Raw genomic sequence first — 21,371 nt, 5'->3', positions numbered from 1 at the left:
CGGCGCACTTTTCTGTTTAAATTACTAGCTAAGTGAGACGGTATTCATGAGTCAGTATCCAATGACAGCGCGCGGCGCTCAAATGCTGCGTGACGAATTAAATGAGTTAAAAACCAAAACACGCCCACGTATTATCGAGTCTATTGCCGAAGCACGTGAACATGGTGACTTAAAAGAAAACGCTGAATATCACGCGGCCCGTGAGCAGCAAAGCTTCTGTGAAGGCCGCATTCAAGATATTGAAGGCAAGCTTTCAAATGCACAGATAATTGACGTCACCAAAATGGAAAATACCGGTAAAGTGATTTTCGGCACTACCGTAACTATTTTGAATGTTGATACCGAAGAAGAGACAACTTATCGCATTGTTGGTGACGATGAAGCGGATATTAAGAACAACTTGATTTCGGTTAATTCACCTATTGCTCGTGGTCTAATAGGCAAAGAGCTTGATGATATGGTAACTATTCAAACGCCAGCTGGTGCAGTTGAAGTAGAGATCATTGAAGTAGAGTATATTTAATTACGCCAGCCAGCAGATCCCTTCTGCTGGCTATATTCAATCCCATACTTTTTAATTATTCTCTGCTTTTCCTATACCTTGCTAATTTATTGATATTTTTTATCAGTAACTAAGCCTTTTCGTTACGGTGTGGAGAGATTCACGTAAGTAATCATTGCTCAATCATCTTACTCTAAGTATGATTTTTCCTTTTTTTCGAAAGGATGCATCATGGCTTATGATTTTGGTTCTCAGACATTAGGGATAAAGAACCCATTTAAGACTGAAGGCGCGCTTAGAACACTGGGTGGTGTCTTAACATTATTGTTGGCGGTCTATGTTGTTTTCACGGTTCCGGCAATATTTGAAGCGAACAAGGTAAAAGGTTATACCCTTCTAGCGGTAGGTTTTGTTTTAGTGGTATCAGGAATACGCCATACGGCGGTAGGTATCTTACAGCTTATGCGCTTTTTTGTAGGAAGAACTGTCCCAACCTCACTGGCCTATAATTTCTCAAAATCTGAACAAGATGCCGCTCAAGCAGAGCAAAAATCCCTGCTTTACTCGAAAGAATCACTTCACTCTATGCTTATGGGTAGACGAAATAATACCTTCGAGGAGCCTAAAGGCTGGCTCGCTCGGTTAGTTCACAGTATTTTTCCAAAGCTTGTTTTCCTACCTTATCCGTTGCGCCATCTTGCTCAAGAAATTTTAGCCATGGGCGCAACACTAATTGTGGGCTTAGTCACCTACGCTATCGTATATTTTCTCGTAACCAATGGGTTTGCAGGTGAAGTAGCAAAGATTGTCGTTATGCCGATTCTTTCACTGGTACTGCTTATTTATTTTGTCGCTAACTGGACATCCACCGCAAAAGGTATTCATAACGAAGGAAACTCTCAACTTTCTAAAGCGGGTGGGTTGTCCATTGGGGTAATCATAGGCTTAGCATTAGTCGTTCCCCTTGGCGCAGGTGTGTTTCTCGATGGTTTGGTGGGGAGTAACATCAACCAACTTAAAATCTGGTCTGAAGAACACGTCTTTTTTAGCGCATGGCTAAATTTTATCTATTTGTTTACCAGTATAGGGGTAGTAATCGGTCTTTTATTTCCACTGTTCAAAAAGCGCATGGACTTGGTGACGCCTCAAACCGAAGTCAGTGAATTTAGAGCAAACATGCAAGAGTCGGTGCATCCCAACGAGATCTTTATCAATATTGAAAATATCGTGCTTGCCAATCGCCGTTACAAGGAAGTCCCAAACAGAATATATGCTGACTTTGTGCCTAAGCTTAAAGAGCAAGCTGAAGGAAAGGGAAGCTTTGAAGGGGAGTTATTGATTGAAACTCAGCCAACCCTGAGTGAGGGAGTAACATTGCCCAAAGGCGCTAAAGTTGCGTTAAGTTCCATAGCACAAGTGGCCGTAGTTGTTTCAGCAGTCTTATTTTACTCATCTGGTGTGCAGCTTGCTGAATTGCTTCATCTTGTTATCAATATTGGTGTAGATAACAGCGCATTGCTCAATAATGCCTTTTCGATGGTAAACAATTTATTCATGTTGATATTTGCGTGGCTTACTTTCAGAGCGGCGGGTAGTATCTTAAACAATGCATCTCATATGTTTTGGGGAGAGTTGAACTTTAATTCTTTGCTCATGTACATGAAAACCGAAGGCACGTATACCGAGTCGAGAGTTTCAACAGGTATGGCTATCCATGATTCTACTCGATCTGAAAATGTCGTAGTGAGAAGCAGTATCACACCGTGGATAATTACTAGCCGAATTAATACGTCAATATTTGCGACTAGCGGTATGAACAACTTAGAAGCACCGCGTTTTGTTATGGGAATGAACAAAAACGATGGAGAATTGAAGGAAATTGTTGACGAGATTAAAGCGTTCCTGCGTGGACGAGAGACGATCGCGTCTATCACTAATGAATCAGACTTAGCCAACGCAAGTACTATTCATCAAGTAAACCAGCAGACTCGAGCGTTTAATAAACACACTGACGAGCGTTTATCACTTAAAGAAACCGAAGAAAGTGCAGGCTTTATTCGAAACGAAAAAGACACTGATTGACGGTAGGCGTATGGCTGACATAGAAACGATAGATTCAAAAGTGGTGTACGAAAATAAATGGCTTCGCGTGAGAGAAGATAAGATCCGTCGTAGCAGCGGAAACGAAGGCATTTATGGCGTAGTGGAAAAGCCGGACTTCGCCATTATTCTACCTATAGAAGACAATACGGTGTACATGGTTGAGCAATATCGCTATACGATAAAAGAGCGACAGCTTGAACTCCCTCAAGGTGCCTGGGAGAGTAGTCCCGACGCCGACTCTTTAGAGCTTGCAAAAGGTGAACTCAAAGAAGAGACTGGGCTGACCGCAGAGTCAATGGAACATGTGGGCTTTCAATATTTGGCATATGGTTTTTGTAATCAGGGGTATCACATCTACGTGGCTAAAGGATTAACACAGGGCATGCAAAAACTTGATGTTGAAGAAGAGGATTTACGCGTCGTTCCGCTTCAATTGAATGAATTAAAAGAAAAAATTACAAATGGAGAGATAAAAGACGCAAGCACGTGTAACGCCGTGGGCTTAGCCATGTTAAAGGGGATTATTTAAACACCCTGTTACAATTTGCTGACTGTTTTTTTTCTTGCTGGCAAGATAGGGTTTACAGTCCTTATTTTTATTTATTTTTTAAAGAGATACTTATGGCGTTCAAAGGAAGTTTTACTATTACTCAATGGGACGAAGATACTCTTAGTGAAAGATCAGAGGGAATTAAGGTTTCTCACGCCAGCATAAAACAGACATACAGTGGTGATATGAGTGGTGAGTCGAGCGTCGAGTTTTTAATGTCCTATCAATCTCAGATGTCCGCTAAGTTTACAGGTTTTGAAACTTTTGTTGGCGTGATAAATGGCATGCGAGGTACTGTTACTTTTCAGCATAGCGGAACGTTTGAGAGCGGGGTGGCAAGCAGTGAGTTTGTCTCAGTTGAAGAAGCTGCGACAGGAGAGCTCATGGGTAAAACGCTTCGAGGTAGGTTCATATCAGGTGAGTCGGGTAAAGCTGAGTATACTATTGACGTTGATAATTCTTAAATAGTCGAAAAATATTAATTTACCTTGGTTTTTAGATAAGCCCACTCAAAAAAAACGGCGCCGTAAGGCGCCGCTAAAAGTTGGGAAACAAACCAAGAAACTAACTATTAATTTTCAATTAAACGAGAACCAATCTCTATTTGACGAGGCTTCTTGGCTTCAGGAATGACTCGCTCCATATCGATGTGTAACAGGCCATTTTCCAAATCTGCGGCTAACACTTTTACATGGTCGCCAAGTTGAAATTTACGCTCAAAGTTACGCTCTGAAATGCCTTTGTGTAAGAACTTACGTTCTTTACTTTCTTTGTCGTCCGCTTCCGTCTTCTTCGTGCCAGTAATTGTTAACGTATTCTCTTCAACTTGGATAGAAACGTCATCTTTACTAAAGCCTGCAATGGCCATGGTTACACGATACTTATCATCGTCAAGTAGCTCTATATTATAAGGCGGATAGGTGCTCTGCTTCTCAGCACGAGATGCAGCGTCAATAAGAGACGCTAAGTGATCAGAACCAATGAATGAACGGTAAAGTGGAGATAGATCGATAGTACGCATAGTCATATCCTCAAAATTAAGCAATATGTAAAAATTTGAATGCCCCGACTTCGCGGCGGCTGTTTTGTCGACCTGACCTTTCAGCGCCGACAAAACATATATAGGAATGGGCTCACTGCTTTTCAAGAAAAAAAATATACTTTTTTTAAAATAATTGCCTATTTTATAATAACATTATGATTTATATGTGTTTTTGTTTTCGTATTTTTTCATGAGGACCTAAGTGAACGGCGTTCGCTTCTATACGTTTTGCTAGAAATTTTGGAGACACTAAGTGTATGCGATGTTTTTTATAAAACATTTAGCAATTGTTTAACCAATTCAATTGTTTATTAATGCTACAATTTGGTCAAATACCATGTCTTATCACTTTTATTTGTAAAATTAAAAAATGAAGAAAGAAGTTATAGTTTTAAATTGCGGTAGTTCGTCCGTAAAGTTCGCGATAATTGATGCTGATACGGGAGAAGCAGCGCTGTCTGGAATTGCAGAGGCACTAGGTAATAGTGATGCAAGTTTGTCTTACAAGCTAAACGGAAAAAAAGAAAAGCACGCATTAACCGAAGGCGCGGGGCATACCGAGGCGCTTAACGCGATTTCAGAAGTTATTGCTAGTACCGGTGTTCAACCCATTGCTATAGGACATCGTGTTGTTCATGGCGGTGAAAAGTTTAAGCAGGCTGCCCTTGTCGATGACAGTGTATTGAAGGCAATTGAAGAATACGCAAGCATGGCGCCGCTTCACAACATGGCGAACTTAAAGGGGATTGTAACGGCGCAAGCAGCTTACCCAGACCTGCCTCACGTAGTCGTGTTTGACACTTCTTTCTTTCAAACCTTACCCAAAAAAGCCTTTATTTATGCTTTACCCATGTCGCTTTATCGCGACCACGGTATAAGACGCTATGGTTTTCACGGTACGAGTCATAAGTTTATTCTTGATAGCATGGCAAAAATTCTTGAAAAACCAGTTTCAGATACCAGCATTATTAGCGCCCATTTAGGTAATGGTTGCAGTGTGTCTGCTATTGAAAAAGGTAAGGCGGTAGACACAAGCCTTGGCTTTATCCCTCTAGAGGGCTTAGTCATGGGCACGCGCTGTGGTGATTTAGATCCGAGTTTGCCTGGAACCTTACAGAAAAAACTTGGCAAAACCGCAGACGAGATTAGCGATCTGTTGAATAAACAGTCGGGACTTCTTGGTATTTCAGAGTTGAGCAACGACTGTCGAACCCTTGAAGATGCGGCGCTTGAAGGTCACGAAGGTGCATTATTGGCCATTGAAATCTTTTGCTATCGCTTAGCTAAATACATCGCGGGTTATATGGTAGCCGTGCCCACGTTAGACGCTATTGTATTTACAGGCGGAATAGGCGAAAACTCATCGCTTATTCGTGAGACAACGATGGGGTATTTCGCCCATTTTGGAATTAGCTTAGATGAGCAAAGGAATACCGATGCGCGATTTGGTCAAGGTGGAAAAATTACCGCTGATACTGCATCAACGGCAGTTTATGTTGTGCCTACAAATGAAGAATGGGTGATCGCCGCAGAGGCTGCAACCTTCGCATAAATTAGACCAGCGACGTCAAAGCGTTAGCAAAAACAGGAGTGACTATGTCTCGCAGAATTATGTTGATTCCCGTGGGCACCAGTGTGGGCCTCACTACGGTCAGCATGGGCCTTGTTCGTGCCATCGAGGAACAAGGTATAAAGCTCAATTTTTTCAAGCCTGTGGCTCAGCCGCGAAAAGGCGACAATGGCGAAGAGCGTTCTACAGCAATTATCGCACACCACGCCAGTGTATCACCTATTACGCCTTTCGAGCTTGAATACGTAGAGAGAATGATTAGCAATGATAGCACTGACGAACTTCTAGAAGAGATTATTGAACGATTTGAAGAGAGCAGTGTTCAAGAGGCCGTTACTGTTATTGAAGGGCTAGTGACCACTCGCCACCATCCTTATGCAGAGCGACTGAATTTAGAAATTAGCCGGGCACTAGATGCCGACATTGTTTTCGTGGCTGTGCCGGGTAACGAGTCGATCACTGATATCAATCACCGTCTTGAAATCGTGGTAGACACCTATGGCGGTCATAAAAGTAAGAAAGTAGTGGGCTGTATCTTTAATAAGGTTAATGCGCCGCTTGATGAACATGGCCGCCTTCGCGCTGATATTGGCGCAATAGAAGCCCCTGAGCATGATGAAGAGCGAACCCAAGCGTTACGTGATCTACCTATTTTTAATAAGGGGTTGAGTCTGCTTGGTACTATCGATTGGAGCGCAGATTTAGTATCTCCTCGTGCTACAGACGTCGCAAAGCATCTTAATGCTAGCTTGTTAAACGAAGGCGAATTGGCTGAGCGACGTTTAAGCAGCGTTACGTTTTGTGCACGAGAAATTCACAACATGACGCACACCTTAAAACCCGGAGCGCTACTTGTGATGTCTGGTGATCGCGGGGATGTGTTTGTATCGTGCTGTTTGGCAGCGTTAAACGGTACGAAGCTTGGCGCGCTTTTGCTTACCGGTGGGTACCAGCCAGATGAGAACATTATGGCGTTGTGTAGCCAAGCCATGGAAACGGGCTTACCGGTTATGCTGGTAAATTCTAATACGTGGCAAACAGCACAAGCACTTCACGCTTTTAATCAGGAAGTACCAGTAGATGACAGTAAGCGCATTGAAAAGGTGATGGTTCACACGGCGGAAAGTTTAGATGCAAGCTGGGTAAATTCACTTACCCAAAAAGTGTCGCGTCAGAAAAAACTTTCTCCATCAGCGTTTCGTTTTTACCTAACTAACCGTGCAAGGCAAGTAAATAAGCGCATTGTGCTTCCAGAAGGAAACGAACCAAGAACCGTGGTAGCGGCCTCTATTTGTGCCAAACGGGGTCTTGCGCGTCCTGTATTGCTAGGCGATGAAACTGAGATTAGACGGGTAGCAGAACAGCAAGGTGTCATACTGAGCGAAGGCGTTGAGATTCTCTCGCCATCAGCCATTAAAAAAGACTATGTTGAGAGCTTAGTGGCGCTGCGCGGCCATAAAGGTGTGACTGAAGTAGTTGCCCAAGAGTTGTTAGAAGATAATGTGACTCTGGGCACGATGATGCTTCAGCAAGATGACGTGGATGGATTAGTATCAGGCGCGGTAAATACGACCGCGAATACAATTCGCCCAGCACTTCAATTAATTAAGACAGCTGAAAATGCGTCTTTAGTGTCGTCAGTATTTTTCATGCTACTGCCCGACCAAGTTTTGGTTTACGGGGACTGTGCGATTAATCCAGATCCAGATGCGAAGCAGCTTGCTGATATTGCTATTCAATCAGCTGAGTCGGCTCAAATGTTTGGTATTGAACCTCGCGTTGCGATGATCAGCTACAGTACCGGTTCATCGGGTGCAGGAAGCGATGTAGAAAAGGTGAGAGCAGCGACCAAAATAGCGCAAGGCCTCCGCCCTGATTTACTTATCGATGGTCCACTTCAATACGATGCTGCCGCGATTGAAAGTGTGGGTAAGAGCAAGGCGCCGAATAGCCCTGTTGCAGGTAAAGCAAACGTGTTTGTATTCCCTGACCTTAATACTGGAAATACCACTTATAAGGCAGTTCAGCGTAGCTTTGATTTAGTGTGTATTGGCCCAATGCTGCAAGGCATGAGAAAGCCAGTCAACGATTTAAGTCGCGGTGCATTGGTTGACGATATTGTATTTACGATTGCGCTTACGGCAATACAAGCGGCGGGTAACGTTTAACTTTATATCGTCAACTACCTGCAAGTTGTAAGGAAGTTACTGCTAATAAAAACGGCGCTACTTCACATGAAGTTAGCGCCGTTTTTGTTTCTTAGTCTGCTGTAGGGTGAAGTATTGTTAAGCTATTAACCTTGCTTAGTGATTATCCTCTGCGCTATACAAGCAAGCTACAATCTATGGGCTACAAGCTAAAGTTTTAATTGTTAGCCACCATTCATTACATGGCGTACTGCTTTACAATCTTTCCATCTTTCATGACAAAGCCCACTTTCTCCATCAGGCTCATATCATCTAGTGGGTTGCCGGGCACTGCGACGATATCAGCCAGTTTACCTTTATCCAAACTACCAAGCGTAGCTTCTTGTTTCAGTAAGCGGGCAGGGTTGATAGTAGCCGCTTGGATAGCCTGAATGGGAGTCATACCGAACTTCACCATTCGGGCAAACTGCTTAGGATTATCACCGTGTGGATAAACCCCTGCATCAGAACCAAACACCATATTGACTCCGGCTTTCACTGCCTTCTCAAAGTTTTCGCGCTGTGTTTTGCCAACAATTCGTTCTTTATTCAGGCTTTCCTCTAAAATACCGGCTTTCTCTCCTTCGCCCAGAATATATTCAGTCACGTAAATATCCATAGAGAAGTACGTGCCGTTCTTTTTCGCTAACTTTATCGCTTCGTCATCAAGCAAACTTACGTGCTCTACTGAATCTACACCGGCTTTAATTGCTGCTTTAATGCCATTAGTGCCATGAGCATGAGTCGCTACAGTCAAACCGCGCAAATGGGCTTCATCAATAAGTGCTTTCATTTCTTCGAATGTGTACTGCTGTGCACCTACTTTTGTGCCTTTAGACAACACGCCACCTGTAGCGCAGAATTTGATTACAGTAGCACCGTACTTGATATTGCGACGTACTTTTTTGCGTACTTCCCACGGGCCATCAGCAACGCCTTCACTATAATTATCATACTCATAGGGTAAAAGGTTGCTGTCACAATGGCCACCCGTAACGCCTAGGCTCGGCCCCGCTACAAACATGCGCGGTCCTTCAACATCGCCGGCGTTGATGGCGTCTCGTAACGCAACATCAGCAAAACCTGGCGCGCCCACGTTGCGCACGGTGGTAAAGCCCGCATCTAACGTTGCTTTAGCGTGTTTAACACCTGTAATAGCCGCGCGAGGCAGTGATACCTCTAAACGTTTGTACCCGTGACGTGTTGCATCACTGGTTAAGTGTACGTGCATATCCATAAGGCCTGGCATTAGCGTGGCATCGCCTAAGTCTATGCGTGTTGCTTCATTTGGTAGCGCGAGGTTTTTAAGTTGACCTGAAGCGGTAATAACATTGTTTGTCACAATAACAGCTGCCTGCTGTACAACTTTTCCGTTAGTAACATCTATCATACGGTCAGCAGTAATTACCGTTGTCTCTGCTATAACAGCAGTAGAGCAAACAATGGCGGTAAAAGAGAAGGTGAGTAGTTTTTTTGAAAAAAGAGAAACCCAGTTCACAAGCATTTCCTTAACTAGGGCGCATTGACCATTTGTCTAAGCAGTTAAGCCAATATGACCTACATTGAGTTAGTATTATTATTCAGTGTTATGCTAAGAGTACGCTGACCTTTTACTGGTATTTTTGCTTCCGCTTCAGGTACAACGCACACATAAATAGCATAATTACTATAAACCAAACGCCCAACTCTTGAAGATGGTAATACGGTGTAAACCCGCTGGTTGCGACAACTGGCGCTGAAATATTGCCTTCCATGAATTGAGGCAGGCGTGATGTGATTACACCTTTGTGGTCTATAAAGGCTGTAATCCCGTTGTTTGTTGCTCTAACGACAGGGCGTCCTAACTCAAGGGCGCGCATTTGTGCAATTTGCAAATGCTGAGCAGGCCCATGCGAGTGTCCAAACCACGCATCGTTACTCACGGTTATGATCATGTCAGTATCTTCATATACGTTTGCCATTACTTGATGGGGAAACGCAATTTCAAAACAGATAGCAGGGGCAAGGCGAATGCCATTAGCTTCGAGGTTAGCCTGTTGATAATCACCACGAGAAAAGGACGACATCGGGAGGTCAAACAAGGGAGCGAGTGGGCGAAGCCAGTTTTCAAAAGGCACAAATTCCCCTACAGGCAAAAGGTGGTGCTTAGAAAATCGATTGTTGTGGAAATATTGATAGTCGGGAAAAGCGGCATTTGACGTGCGCTTGCCAAGAACAATAAGGTTGTTCCACGCTTCGTCTGTTTCCCAGTTATAGTTAACAATACCGGTAATAAGTGCGGTGTTTTCTTGAAAGGCTCTTTCGTTGACTTTAGCAAGATAAGGTTGGGCTAGTGGTTCTAACTTGGGCACGGCGGCTTCAGGCCAAATGATAAGATCGTTATCCCATAAGCTTTCAGTTAATTTCCAGTAGGTGTCCATGGTAGGGCCATCTTGCTCTGGCACCCATCGCAAACTTTGTGCGATATTGCCCTGGGCCATCCCTATGGAGTACGTTGTTTTAGGCGTCACCCAAGTATGTTGTTTGAGAAGGTAACCGCTGGTAAATAAACACAGCACTACCAACATAGCGTTAGCAAAGGAGCGTTTGTTGTGTATTAGTGCAAACAGAGTGGCGCTCATAACAATAAGGGCACTTATTCCCGTTTCGCCGATGACTGGCGCAAAGCCAGACAGCGGACTTTCTAGCTGACTATAGCCCAAAGACAACCACGGAAAGCCGGTTAGCATCCAGCTTCTTAGCCATTCAGCAGCAACCCAGAAAAGAGGTAATGCCATTGGCCATAAATAAGGGGAAAAATACTTAGCGGTTAGCTTGGTGGCAAGCGCAGGATAAAGTGATAAATAGCCACATAGTAACGCCATAATACCAATAGATGCCGCAATGGGAAGCCCGCCAAAGTCGGCAATGCTCACATGAACCCAGCTTATACCAGCCCCAAACCATCCCGCACCAAATAGCCATCCGGCTAAAAATGGGCGATGTTTGAGCTTTATGACCTGCCGGATAGCCAGTGCTAACGCAGGAATAGTTAGAAGCCACATGTTAAAGGGAGCGAAAGCTAGCGTTAAACTTGCACCGCTTAACAATAGAAGTAGGTGGGGAATAAACCGTTTCAGCATAGGAGTCATCTGATTGTGGTTAATAGGATTGTTATGACAACAAAGGGTGAGCAGGTTCAAACCTGCGCTACCCCTATGCTGTAACAGAAGTCTTGTTGGCTAATTCACTATTCTAGTGAAGGCACTGACACTTTAAGTTGTATAAGTCGGCGTTTATCAGAGTTAGTCACTTTAAACTGAATGTCTCCAATGGTGATTTCATCATTGGTTTCAGGCATATGACCAAACGCTTTAAGCACGATACCGCCAATGGTGTCGGCTTCCTCTTCGCTAAACTTGGTTTCAAAGAATTCGTTAAAATCGTCAACCGGCGTGAGGGCTTTCACAGAGTATGTCGACTTATTTAAAGGACGAATGTCATCGGTGCCATCTTCTTCTGTGTCATATTCGTCTTCAATTTCACCTACGATAATTTCTAGGATATCTTCAATGGTGACCAGACCAGACACACCGCCGTATTCGTCCACTACAATGGCCATATGATAGCGTTGCTGGCGGAACTCTTTAAGCAGAACGTCCACCCGTTTACTTTCGGGAACAATAACTGCTGGGCGAAGAATATCGCGAAGGTTAAACTCTTTTTCTGCATTAAAAGCAAAAGCGAGAAGGTCTTTTGCTAACAAAATACCTTCAATATGATCTTTATCTTCGCTGATAACGGGAAAGCGGGAGTGGGCAGATTCAAGCATTACGGGTAAAAATTCTTCTACCTTCTGCTCTACATCTATAGTGGTCATTTGAGCGCGAGGGATCATGATATCCCTAACTCGCATTTCATTTACCCCAATTACACCTTCAATCATTTCGCGGGTTTGTGGGTCTATGATTTCGTTCTGTTCAGCATCAGTTATAACCGATACCAACTCTTCTTTACTTCTCGGCTCGCCAGAAATTGAATTTTTTAGTTTATCTAACCAACTCTTGCCTGATGAGCCGTTGGTAGAGTGAGGATTATCGTCGCTCATAATGTCCGTTTAATTGTTAGTTCAACCGTAAAGGTAATTCGCTAGGCGAGCAAGGTCAACACTTTGTTTAATCGAATTTTGGGTGTTGTTAATTGTGACACTTGAGTCAAGATAACAGCTGCCTCATGTTTAATATTGGTGAGTCTTGTCAATATGCATTTTGATCTTTGAACATTAACATTGCAGTCTTGGCAATGATTCTTAAATCGAGCCAGACAGACCATTTGTGCATGTAGTCAAGGTCATGTTCTACACGCCTCTTCATTTTATCTACTGTCTCGGTTTCGCCCCTAAAACCATTTACCTGCGCCCATCCAGTTATGCCAGGTTTAACCTTATGGCGTAGCATATACCCAGATATGATCTTTCTGTATTGCTCGTTGTGCGCAATTGCGTGAGGCCTAGGGCCAACAATAGACATTTTACCTTGGAGTACGTTGATAAACTGTGGAAGCTCATCAAGTGAAGTTTTCCTTAAAAAAGCCCCAACCTTAGTGATTCGCTGGTCATTCTTTTGCGCTTGCTTTACTTCCAGACCATCGTCAAGCGACGTCATTGTACGAAATTTGTAGACTGAGATGGGTTTTCCGTCCAAGCCATAGCGCTTTTGCTTAAAAATTACAGGCCCTTTTGAACTAAGTTTGACTAAAATTGCGATAATTAGCATAGGTACAATTGCGATGACCGTAAACACTAATCCAAGCAAAAAGTCCTCTAATCGCTTTGTAACCTCGCTGGCGCCGCTGAAAGGAGTATCGTAAACACTCAATGCTTGCAGCGAACCAATATTATGCCACTTGGAATTAATCAGATTGTAGACAAAGAAATTGGGAACGAGATACACGCTTGCCGTTGTGTCAGAACAAAGCTCGAGAATGTGCTTTATCCTATCTTCAGCGCACATAGGAAGAGCCAAATAGATGTAGTCAACGTCATCACTTTTGGCCATTTCAATTGCATCGGCTATCGAACCTTTCAAGTCTTTGTGTGTGCTGTCTGGTAGTCTTGAAAGCGCTCGGTCGTCGTATATACCTTTAAAGCGTATTCCTAACTCTTCGTGAGTTTTGATCTGAAACGCCAACTGCTCTCCAGTTTCAGTTGCGCCGATAACAATGGCCTGCCGAGAGTTAAAGCCCTTTTTTCTTATTTGAAATAAAAAGAGCCTTGTTAGAAATCGCCATAGAGACAGCGCAAGCATACAGAACGCAAACCACGCTAGTACGGTATCGCTTTTTTCTGAAATAGCTGAAATGAAAAGATAATCTAAAGTTATCGTTGTAGTACACGATATTGCCCAACATATTGCGACTTGTTTAACAATTCGTATAGTGGAAGAGCCACGCCATGAGCGATAGAGAGTAAACGCTTCTGACGTTAATTGATATACAGCGCAAAACGCCAAGAGAAGCAAAACTGTCTCGCTTGTGATTGGCAGGCCTGTAACAAAAAAGCTGGCATACCATGTTGTGGCAATAAAAAAGAGATCAGAGAGGCGATAGAGTGTCGAAAAGCTGCTCTGATTTCGTACTAAAAAACCACCGTTACTGCTGGAGGAAGTCACGTCAAATCTCTAATCAAACTTATTATAAATGGAATAACATTGAACGTTTAGCCATTTGTTAGATACAAACTAACTCGGCAGAACATTAAAAATCCTGTAAGACTAAAATATAGCATGTTTCACGTTTTCATCTAAATACTTTGATGGTCAATTGACAATTTTTTCTTTACTATTCTAAAAGGTATATTGAATCCTATAATAATAGTAAAAATTACAAGTCAGCTTTTTGACTGTAAAGGAAAATTGTGGTGCATAAAAAAAGTTCGATAATAGCCACTGGGCTTTTAGTTAGCCTTTCTAGTTTTGCGCAAACTCCTGCAAGTATAGATGTGGGAGGTTTTGATCTTTATCCGTCACTAAATTCTACTTTTGGACACGATGACAATTTATTGCGCTCAAAAAATAGCGAAGTAGAAAGCTGGATGTCAGTGCTTTCTCCAGAATTGATTTTGGTAAATTCTTACGGGTTGAATGAATTTCAAGTTGGCTATCGACTAGAGCGCGGTGATTATCACTCAAGCCAATCAGATGATTACACTGACCATTTGTTAAATGCCTCTGCGCGTTTAGAATTTGATGTGCGTAATCGATTAGAAGTTACCGCTATCTATATGGACGACCACGACGAACGAGGTACAAACTTTACTATTGGAAGAGGCGATTCAATAGAAACGCCAGATCAATACAAGCAATCTCGTATTGATGCGACATACAGCTATGGGGCACCAGCGGCAACGGGTCGATTAGACCTGAAAGTAGGTTATAGCACGGTGGACTACGATATCGATACCGATTTTTACCGTACGCGTGACAGAAAGACCAACACCTTAGCAGGCACATTCTTCTACAACATATTACCAGCTACTGACTTAACTCTGGATGTTATTTATAACGACATAGACTACGATTTCGCTATTGATCCAACAGCGCCTTTAGACAGTGAGGAAGTGAGAACGCTGGTAGGTGTAGAGTGGGACACAACAGCAAAGACATCTGGTTATGTAAAAATTGGTCACCGTCAAAAAGAGTTTGACAATGGTAATAGATCAGATTTTAGCGGCCTAGACTGGTTGATAGGCGTGACTTGGAATCCGCGTACCTATTCGACATTTGACTTTACAACCTTTACCACAACCAATGAAACAAATGGGGAAGGTGATTTCATTGACAGGCAAACTTATCAATTAACATGGGATCACAAGTGGCGAGATAGAATATCTACCTCATTTGAAGTCATTTATTCAGAAGACGAATACACGGGGGCTAATTCTACCCGTGTTGACGACAATACTACGATAAGTTTTCAAGTAAATTACATATCCCGTCGCTATCTTACGCTTAATGCAGGCTATACGTTTGACCAACGTGACAGCAACCAAAGCGTAATTGATTTTAGTAGAAATGTAGTTAGCGTTGGGCTAACGGTAACACTGTAGTATTTTAAGTATGTTGAAAGCGATATCTGCATTTTTCTTTTACCTCATAGCATCCTTTCCGCTGATTGCACAGTCGGTTCAGTTTAATCAGTACACATTAGGTTCTGGAGACACGGTTAAAATTACGGTGTATGGTCAAGATGACTTATCTCTTGAGACGCGCCTTAATGATGTGGGTGTAATCAACTATCCATACTTAGGTGAGATAAAAGTCGTTGGTATGACGGTAGGAGGGCTTGAAAGCTATATTTACGAGGGTCTGAAGGGCGATTACCTTATTAACCCTTCGGTTTCAGTAAGTATAGTCGAGTATCGGCCATTCTTTATTAATGGCGAGGTTAAGAACCCTGGAGGTTACGCTTTTCAGCCAGGGCTTACCATAGATAAAGCTGCTGCACTTGCAGGTGGATATACAGAGCGCGCGTCAAAGACTAAGATTTTTGTAGACAGAATAATTAATGGTGAGCAGCAAACGCTTAGCGCAGATAGGTACATGCAAGTGCTTCCGGGCGACATCATTAATATAGAACAAAGCTTCTTCTAATCAGTACTGGATTTATATGCTTTCCGAGAAAAATGACTTTCGCTCAGCATCGCATGAAAATGCCGATGAGGATATTATCGACCTGTCGCATTATTTTCGTGTTATTAATCAAAAAAAATGGCGTATTTTAAGCCTTGCTTTAGTTGTTACGTTTTTAGTAGCTCTCATCGTACTTTCACTGACGCCTGTTTACAAAGCTACTTCGTCTTTGCTAATTGAATCAGAAGAGACGAACATAGTGTCTATTGAGCAGGTGTACGGTCTAGATGCATCTAAAAAAGAATATTTTGAGACGCAGTACGAAATACTGAAATCGAGATATATCGCCGAAAAAGTCGTCAATAAGATGGATTTAGGTACACATCCGATATTTCTAGAAAAGCTGGATGAAATTAACGCGTCGCCATTTGATGACTTAAAAAGCAGTATAAAATCAGTACTTACATTTTTACCGCAAAAAGAGCCAGAGCCGTTAAACGAAGATGAGCAACGACAGCTTCAAAAAGAGCAAATTGTTTCTCTATTTTTAGAAGAGCTCACCATTTCGCCCATTCCTAACACGCAAGTAGTGAAAATATCTTTCACCAGTGAATCGCCTAGACTTGCTGCGGAAGTCGCTAACGCGGTTGCTGAGGTTTACATTGAGAGTTATTTAGAAGCAAAGTTCGATATGACGAGTAAGGCGACGTCATGGCTAAATGACAGTCTGGAAGGTTTACGCACGAAGCTAGAAGTGTCAGAAAAAAAGCTTGCTGAATTTTATCAGCGAGAACAATTGGTTGATTTAGATGGTGTTGTAGGGCTGGCGTCTGAAGAACTTCAGGGCTTAAGCGAACAGCTTTTACAAGCTGAAAACAGGCTAAAGCAAAGCGAAATTATATTTGAGCAAGTACAGAATTTTAACGGTGATCCCGCCGAGTTGGCATCGATGCCTGCGGTACAAAACCATCCATCAATACAGAATGTAAAAGAAGCTGAACTGATAGCACAAAGCAATGTGTCAGAGCTCAGTAAAGTGTATGGCCCTAAACATCTAAAGATGATCTCAGCGCAGGCCGAACTTACCTCAGTTAAACAATCACTAAACAACCAAGTGGCGTCACTCATATCTGGCATTACAAGCGAATACAGACAAGCCCAGTCGCAAGTTAACCGCCTACGCATTGCCGTGTCGGCAGCGAAAGAAGAGTTCCGAAAACTAACCACTCTTGAGTCGAAAAGAAAGGTACTGCAGCGAGAAGTTGACACTAACCAACAGCTTTATGACTCCTTTTTTACCCGGTTACAAGAAACCAGTGAAGTGGAGGGATTTGAGTCAGCTAATGCCAGAGTTCTTGATAGTGCTGTCCTTCCAATTGAGCCCTTCAAGCCTAAAAAAGGGTTAATTTTGATTGCCACATTAGTTTTAAGCACAGGTTTTGGTGTACTTATCGCTTTAGTGTTGGACTTTCTAAATGGTGGTATTCGTTCAGTTGATGACGTTGAGCGTAAGTTAGGGCAGAGAATGATGGGATTAATCCCTTGGCAGCCACACAAAAAGAAAAATGACCTGCCGCTACGTGAGTTTTTTGATAAATCTAATCACGTTTTTAGTGAAGCAGTTCGCACCTTGCGAACCAGTATTCAGTTGCTAGATTTAAGCGGAAGTAAAAACGTTATTATGGTGACGTCGAGTGTACCCAAAGAGGGCAAAACGACGGTTTCTATTAATTTAGCGTTTGCGATGGGGCAAATAGGGAATACATTAATTATTGATACCGACTTACGCAAGCCTGCTCTAGCTAAGCGCTTCGGACTGCCGGGTTTTCAGCCTGGGCTAGTCAACCTAATCGCGGGCACACATTCACTTGACGAGTGTTTATGCAATGATGTTTCTTCAAACATAGACGTAATAACTGCTGGAACGGCAACACCAAACCCACAAGAGTTACTAACCAGTGAAAGTTTCAAAAAGGTGATAAGCGAGCTCAAACAGCAGTATGATTATGTTATTGTTGATACTGCCCCTGTACAGGCCGTGAGCGACGCTATAATAGTGAGTGAAAACGTAGACATGCTATTTCACGTTGTTAAGGCTGATTCTACTAATGAAAAAATTGTATCCAGTGGTCTTGACCGCTTCTTGCGGGTGGGTAAGCGAATAGATGGTGTTATTCTGAACCAAGTTGATATAAAAAAGGCGGGTAATAGCTATGCTTATACCGGGTATTACGATCAGTATGGTTACGGCGATGCGCCTACCTAACATTTTCGAAAACATACGTTAATAACTGTGATAGATCTTCATTGCCACCTGCTGCCTAATGTAGATGATGGTGCTAAGAACATTGACGAGTCTATCGCCTTGGCTCGAGCTGCGTACAGCTCGGGGATCACCCATGTAGTCTGCACACCGCATATTCATGAAGGGTATTTTGACAACAATATCGATGGTATAAAGCAGGCTCATCAACTGTTTACTGAAGCCTTGCGCTCGGAGAATATTCCGTTGCAAAGCCATTTTGCGGCTGAAGTACGAATTAGCCCTAGTATTTTAAAGCTTGTGGTAAGCGAGCGCTTACCCTTTCTGGGTTATTTGAATTCTAAGCCAGTACTACTACTGGAATTACCACACAGCCATATTCCTCCAGGTACAGAGCAGGTTATTAACTGGCTTAAAAGCCAGGGAGTAGTGCCAATGATTGCCCATCCGGAACGCAACAGAGATATACTTGCCAATTATGGCAAAGCCTCGTGGCTAAGAGGAAAAGGTGTACTGTTTCAGCTTACAGCAGGCGCCATAACTGGCACGTTTGGCGAAAAAGTAAGGCACTGTGCAACGCGGCTACTTAGCGACGGTTTTGCAGATGTTATTGCAACTGATGCACATAACCTACACAAACGGCCTCCTGAACTGAAGCAAGCATTCGAGATTTTGCAGCAGCAATATAGCCTTGATAAAGCGAAGGAGCTATGTATTGAGCGACCAATGGAAATTGCAGGTTGCTGGTTTGAGTAACCACAAAAAGCCCTATAATTGGTTGCTTTGCACACTGTTTATTTTTCTTGTTTTTTGTTGCTTTCAATCAGGCAAGGCGTTATTGGCAAACCTGCATTTTTACGCTGCAAAAAATATCATAAAACTTCTACAGGACGGTGACGTTGACGCTTTTAATACAGACCTTTCCTCTGCCCAAAAGCACGCGGAAGAGGCTGTATCATTGCACGGTGATTTAGCGCTCTATACCGACATGGTAAGCACGATAAAACAATGGCAAGCATATACCTCTAATGACAGTGAAAAAGTGAAGTTGCTGCTTGATGAGGCTGAAACACTTAACTTGGTGTCTTTGCGAAATAGGCCTGGTTGGCCAGTTACGTGGGCAAACTTGGTATACATTAAATGGCATAAGAAAGAATTTGATGACGATTTTTTACGCTATATTCAGTTTGCGTCGAAATACGGCCCAAATACCCCTGAAGTGCATGATGTTATTGCCAGAATCGGATTGTACTTATTTGAAAGTGACGCACGTCTATTTTTAAGTCTCAAAGACATAGTTAAACAGCATATCATTCGTGGATTTAATCACCCAAAAACGAAACGAACTTTAGTGAACGTAGTAAACGATAGTGCGGCTCGAATAATGGTTTGCTCTTGGTTAAACGACTCTTTCGAAAATGAAAATCTAGCTTTGTCGTGCAAGTAACGAGGGCTACTTGTATTGGAAGCGTTAGACCTTTACTTCACGCTTCTATTTGAAACAATGAACGATACCGCCAAGATAACGACAAAATAAGCCGCGTTAGCCGGCGCCTGTAATGGGAAATCCACAGTAATGTGGATCGCCATCCCCAAAATACTCATCATACCGCCAAACGCCGCACCTCTTGCTAAACTACTTTTTCTATTCTTCAAAACGTTTATGCACTGCCTAAATGCCAGTAATGGCAGCATGAAAAGTACCAATGAAGCGGGTACACCGGCTTCTATAGCAAATTGAAGATAATCATTATGGGCGTGATCATAAAACCCATAAACGCCGTCTGAGGTGTAATGTGGGTAGGTCGTATAGTAGGTACCCAGACCCGAACCGGTATACGCAAAATCTTGAAGTAGAGGAATGGAGTCTCTTATTACTTCATCCCGGGTTTCTTGAGAAAAGCTAGTGCGCTCAATACGAGATTTAACTTTGTCTAGACCAAACCAAGCGCTCAATATAAACATATCGATAATAAACATACTTACAATAAGCAACATTAAGCCCTTTGTGCGCTGTTTAATTAAAAATAGGCTTAAAAGGCCAATCACCGTCATCGATAAGAAAAATGCCGCGTTACCCATTCTAGAGCGCGACATGACAAGCGCTATAACCATAATGGCTAGAGCAATGCGAACCAATGCTTTACCGTTTAGAAACATGCTCAAGAAGTAACGGAGTTTATGATGTGTCGCTTTACTTCGCGCATTAGACAAAAGCGTACTTACCAAATAACCAACACCAACGCTAAGGCACAGCATTAAAAAGTTAGCAAAGTGGTTTTTATAAACGAACGTACCGGTAGCGTTCGATTTTACGGGAAGTTGGAAAATGAGGCTGTGTTTAGTGCCAAGTAAAAGCTCAAGGGCACCATACATAGCTTGGAATAGACCTACAAATACAATGAACAGCATAAGTTGTTTTATTCTTGGTAGGCTATTACACAGCAGTAGGGTAGTGAGAAATAGGCAAAAGTACGCGATTGATTTTAAAAGCGATATGGTGGTTTGCCCCGCATCGACAGAAAGAGGCGCAAAGCTTACTTCTACGGCTTTATAAACATCAGCGGCTCCTTCACTTAACATTGTTAGAATAGGCAATGGCAAGGGAACAAGCTGCACGGCGGTATACGCTAAAAAAGCGAGAAAAATTACAATAGGCGCTTTATAAAACGATAATTGAGATAACAGGTGATGGCGGTACGAGAATGCAGTAAGCATAAAAAGCGAATAGCTTGCTATTTCAAAAAGGTTCCATGCCCAAGGACGGTTACTGCCCAATGGAATAGGAAGCCAAGCTAACAACGCTAACAAGCAATAGAAGAGAAAATTGCTTTTGTGTGTAAGGTAAATGTTGTGATTCATTTGCTTAATTATATTTATAGTAGCGTGTAGGGTAACGATTGTTGAAACAGTGCAAAAACGAAAAAGGCCTCGGTTGAGGCCTTTATGAAACTAATTACAATAAAGTTTATAATAACGCGCTGAAGCACTAGTTAGACGAGGCTACCACACCGCCGCCGCCGCTTCCGCCAGCACCGGCACCAATACCTATAGGCCCAACAGAGCCGGGGCCTGCAGCCGTCTCAGTATCATTGCCTTCCCTGTCTTCATCGTCAAAGTCGACCAACTGCGGTGAAAAGGCATCTATTAGGTTTTGCCCCATTTCTGCGGTTACGCCATCTTGGGTCGAAGCAATGAGTGCAGAATCGATGGTGTCAGTTCCGCTCACTATTGTAGAGACAAATAACACTCGTGCTACCTCTGGTAACGCCGCAATAGCATTTTTTTGCGCATCGCTCAATGTTGTGTCCTGGCTCGACAACAAGCGTTGCAAGGCAAGTTCAACTGTGCCAACATTTTGGGTAACGAAAGTGATTTTAGCTTCAATGCTATTTTTGTCTTCAGATACTTCCTGAGCGCTTGCAAATAATGACACGCCTACCATTAAAAGCACAATAAGTTTCATGTAACTACGCATAAAAAACCCAATCAAAACAACATGGCACGTTGAGCATCTACACATTATTTCAACCATTCAAATGACAAAA

At 42.8% G+C, this 21,371-nt stretch carries 18 protein-coding genes; 11 read left to right on the top strand and 7 right to left on the bottom strand.

What is annotated here, in order from left to right; all coding sequences use genetic code 11:
- Positions 1–46: 46 nt before the first annotated feature.
- The 4 genes from greA to V7R42_RS02185 all read left to right on the top strand — a co-directional run bounded on the left by greA (position 47) and on the right by V7R42_RS02185 (position 3,619).
- Complete coding sequence (gene greA, locus V7R42_RS02200; protein WP_071814334.1) at positions 47–523, top strand: transcription elongation factor GreA; 477 nt, start codon at positions 47–49, stop codon at positions 521–523.
- Between the two features lie 210 nt (positions 524–733).
- Positions 734–2,584 (top strand): hypothetical protein, encoded by a 1,851-nt coding sequence (locus V7R42_RS02195; RefSeq protein WP_334018605.1) that lies wholly within the window; start codon positions 734–736, stop codon positions 2,582–2,584.
- A 10-nt stretch (positions 2,585–2,594) separates the two neighbouring features.
- Positions 2,595–3,134 carry an NUDIX hydrolase gene (locus tag V7R42_RS02190; RefSeq protein ID WP_334018604.1) on the top strand — a complete coding sequence of 180 codons (540 nt, stop codon included), beginning with the start codon at positions 2,595–2,597 and terminating at the stop codon, positions 3,132–3,134.
- Between the two features lie 92 nt (positions 3,135–3,226).
- Positions 3,227–3,619, top strand: coding sequence for a DUF3224 domain-containing protein (locus tag V7R42_RS02185; protein ID WP_334018603.1), 393 nt, complete (start codon positions 3,227–3,229; stop codon positions 3,617–3,619).
- A gap of 107 nt (positions 3,620–3,726) precedes the next feature.
- Here V7R42_RS02185 and V7R42_RS02180 read toward each other — a convergent pair whose 3' ends face one another.
- A complete protein-coding gene (locus V7R42_RS02180) occupies positions 3,727–4,176 on the bottom strand; it encodes an Hsp20 family protein (protein ID WP_334018602.1) in 450 nt (149 codons plus the stop codon).
- Between the two features lie 391 nt (positions 4,177–4,567).
- Between V7R42_RS02180 and V7R42_RS02175 the strand changes: the two genes are divergently transcribed.
- Both V7R42_RS02175 and pta read left to right on the top strand, forming a co-directional pair.
- Positions 4,568–5,749 (top strand): acetate kinase, encoded by a 1,182-nt coding sequence (locus tag V7R42_RS02175; protein ID WP_334018601.1) that lies wholly within the window; start codon positions 4,568–4,570, stop codon positions 5,747–5,749.
- Positions 5,750–5,793: 44 nt separating this feature from the next.
- Complete coding sequence (pta, locus tag V7R42_RS02170; protein ID WP_334018600.1) at positions 5,794–7,935, top strand: phosphate acetyltransferase; 2,142 nt, start codon at positions 5,794–5,796, stop codon at positions 7,933–7,935.
- A 217-nt stretch (positions 7,936–8,152) separates the two neighbouring features.
- On the opposite strand, the gene V7R42_RS02165 is transcribed toward pta, so the two are convergent.
- The 4 genes from V7R42_RS02165 to V7R42_RS02150 all read right to left on the bottom strand — a co-directional run bounded on the left by V7R42_RS02165 (position 8,153) and on the right by V7R42_RS02150 (position 13,601).
- Positions 8,153–9,451: a Xaa-Pro dipeptidase gene (locus tag V7R42_RS02165; RefSeq protein WP_334018599.1), complete on the bottom strand. Its 1,299-nt coding sequence runs from the start codon at positions 9,449–9,451 to the stop codon at positions 8,153–8,155.
- A gap of 112 nt (positions 9,452–9,563) precedes the next feature.
- Positions 9,564–11,075, bottom strand: a complete 1,512-nt coding sequence (lnt, locus tag V7R42_RS02160) for an apolipoprotein N-acyltransferase (RefSeq protein WP_334018598.1) — start codon at positions 11,073–11,075, stop codon at positions 9,564–9,566.
- Between the two features lie 107 nt (positions 11,076–11,182).
- Positions 11,183–12,040, bottom strand: a complete 858-nt coding sequence (gene corC / locus V7R42_RS02155; protein ID WP_014948991.1) for a CNNM family magnesium/cobalt transport protein CorC — start codon at positions 12,038–12,040, stop codon at positions 11,183–11,185.
- A 148-nt stretch (positions 12,041–12,188) separates the two neighbouring features.
- Positions 12,189–13,601 (bottom strand): undecaprenyl-phosphate glucose phosphotransferase, encoded by a 1,413-nt coding sequence (locus V7R42_RS02150; RefSeq protein ID WP_334018597.1) that lies wholly within the window; start codon positions 13,599–13,601, stop codon positions 12,189–12,191.
- A gap of 248 nt (positions 13,602–13,849) precedes the next feature.
- Between V7R42_RS02150 and V7R42_RS02145 the strand changes: the two genes are divergently transcribed.
- From V7R42_RS02145 to V7R42_RS02125, 5 genes are read left to right on the top strand one after another with little or no spacing between them, the layout of a single operon-like run.
- Positions 13,850–15,037: an outer membrane beta-barrel protein gene (locus tag V7R42_RS02145; RefSeq protein WP_334018596.1), complete on the top strand. Its 1,188-nt coding sequence runs from the start codon at positions 13,850–13,852 to the stop codon at positions 15,035–15,037.
- A gap of 13 nt (positions 15,038–15,050) precedes the next feature.
- On the top strand, positions 15,051–15,581 hold the full coding sequence (locus V7R42_RS02140; protein WP_438823629.1) for a polysaccharide biosynthesis/export family protein: 531 nt from the start codon (positions 15,051–15,053) through the stop codon (positions 15,579–15,581).
- 16 nt (positions 15,582–15,597) lie between these two features.
- The gene (locus tag V7R42_RS02135) at positions 15,598–17,826 is read left to right on the top strand and encodes a GumC family protein (RefSeq protein ID WP_334018593.1); all 2,229 of its coding nucleotides are present in this window, start codon (positions 15,598–15,600) and stop codon (positions 17,824–17,826) included.
- Positions 17,827–17,853: 27 nt separating this feature from the next.
- Positions 17,854–18,579 (top strand): tyrosine-protein phosphatase, encoded by a 726-nt coding sequence (locus V7R42_RS02130; protein ID WP_334018592.1) that lies wholly within the window; start codon positions 17,854–17,856, stop codon positions 18,577–18,579.
- Positions 18,515–19,270, top strand: a complete 756-nt coding sequence (locus V7R42_RS02125; RefSeq protein WP_334018591.1) for a VpsP family polysaccharide biosynthesis protein — start codon at positions 18,515–18,517, stop codon at positions 19,268–19,270. Before V7R42_RS02130 ends, V7R42_RS02125 begins: the two co-directional genes overlap by 65 nt.
- A gap of 32 nt (positions 19,271–19,302) precedes the next feature.
- Here V7R42_RS02125 and V7R42_RS02120 read toward each other — a convergent pair whose 3' ends face one another.
- Together V7R42_RS02120 and V7R42_RS02115 are read right to left on the bottom strand one after the other, a co-directional pair.
- Positions 19,303–20,685 carry an O-antigen ligase family protein gene (locus V7R42_RS02120; protein ID WP_334018590.1) on the bottom strand — a complete coding sequence of 461 codons (1,383 nt, stop codon included), beginning with the start codon at positions 20,683–20,685 and terminating at the stop codon, positions 19,303–19,305.
- 127 nt (positions 20,686–20,812) lie between these two features.
- Positions 20,813–21,289 carry a hypothetical protein gene (locus V7R42_RS02115; protein ID WP_334018589.1) on the bottom strand — a complete coding sequence of 159 codons (477 nt, stop codon included), beginning with the start codon at positions 21,287–21,289 and terminating at the stop codon, positions 20,813–20,815.
- Positions 21,290–21,371: the final 82 nt, after the last annotated feature.

The sequence above is a fragment of the Alteromonas sp. S015 genome, from assembly GCF_036864485.1.
Taxonomy (GTDB): Bacteria; Pseudomonadota; Gammaproteobacteria; order Enterobacterales; family Alteromonadaceae; genus Alteromonas.
This window is presented reverse-complemented; position numbering and strand designations above follow the sequence as displayed.

Excerpts from the sequence above, each read along its gene's own strand:
- greA (WP_071814334.1), top strand. The coding sequence starts at position 47 with ATGAGTCAGTATCCAATGACAGCGCGCGGCGCTCAAATGCTGCGTGAC.
- V7R42_RS02195 (WP_334018605.1), top strand. The coding sequence starts at position 734 with ATGGCTTATGATTTTGGTTCTCAGACATTAGGGATAAAGAACCCATTT.
- V7R42_RS02190 (WP_334018604.1), top strand. The coding sequence starts at position 2,595 with ATGGCTGACATAGAAACGATAGATTCAAAAGTGGTGTACGAAAATAAA.
- V7R42_RS02185 (WP_334018603.1), top strand. The coding sequence starts at position 3,227 with ATGGCGTTCAAAGGAAGTTTTACTATTACTCAATGGGACGAAGATACT.
- V7R42_RS02180 (WP_334018602.1), bottom strand. The coding sequence starts at position 4,176 with ATGCGTACTATCGATCTATCTCCACTTTACCGTTCATTCATTGGTTCT.
- V7R42_RS02175 (WP_334018601.1), top strand. The coding sequence starts at position 4,568 with ATGAAGAAAGAAGTTATAGTTTTAAATTGCGGTAGTTCGTCCGTAAAG.
- pta (WP_334018600.1), top strand. The coding sequence starts at position 5,794 with ATGTCTCGCAGAATTATGTTGATTCCCGTGGGCACCAGTGTGGGCCTC.
- lnt (WP_334018598.1), bottom strand. The coding sequence starts at position 11,075 with ATGCTGAAACGGTTTATTCCCCACCTACTTCTATTGTTAAGCGGTGCA.
- corC (WP_014948991.1), bottom strand. The coding sequence starts at position 12,040 with ATGAGCGACGATAATCCTCACTCTACCAACGGCTCATCAGGCAAGAGT.
- V7R42_RS02135 (WP_334018593.1), top strand. The coding sequence starts at position 15,598 with ATGCTTTCCGAGAAAAATGACTTTCGCTCAGCATCGCATGAAAATGCC.
- V7R42_RS02120 (WP_334018590.1), bottom strand. The coding sequence starts at position 20,685 with ATGAATCACAACATTTACCTTACACACAAAAGCAATTTTCTCTTCTAT.
- V7R42_RS02115 (WP_334018589.1), bottom strand. The coding sequence starts at position 21,289 with ATGAAACTTATTGTGCTTTTAATGGTAGGCGTGTCATTATTTGCAAGC.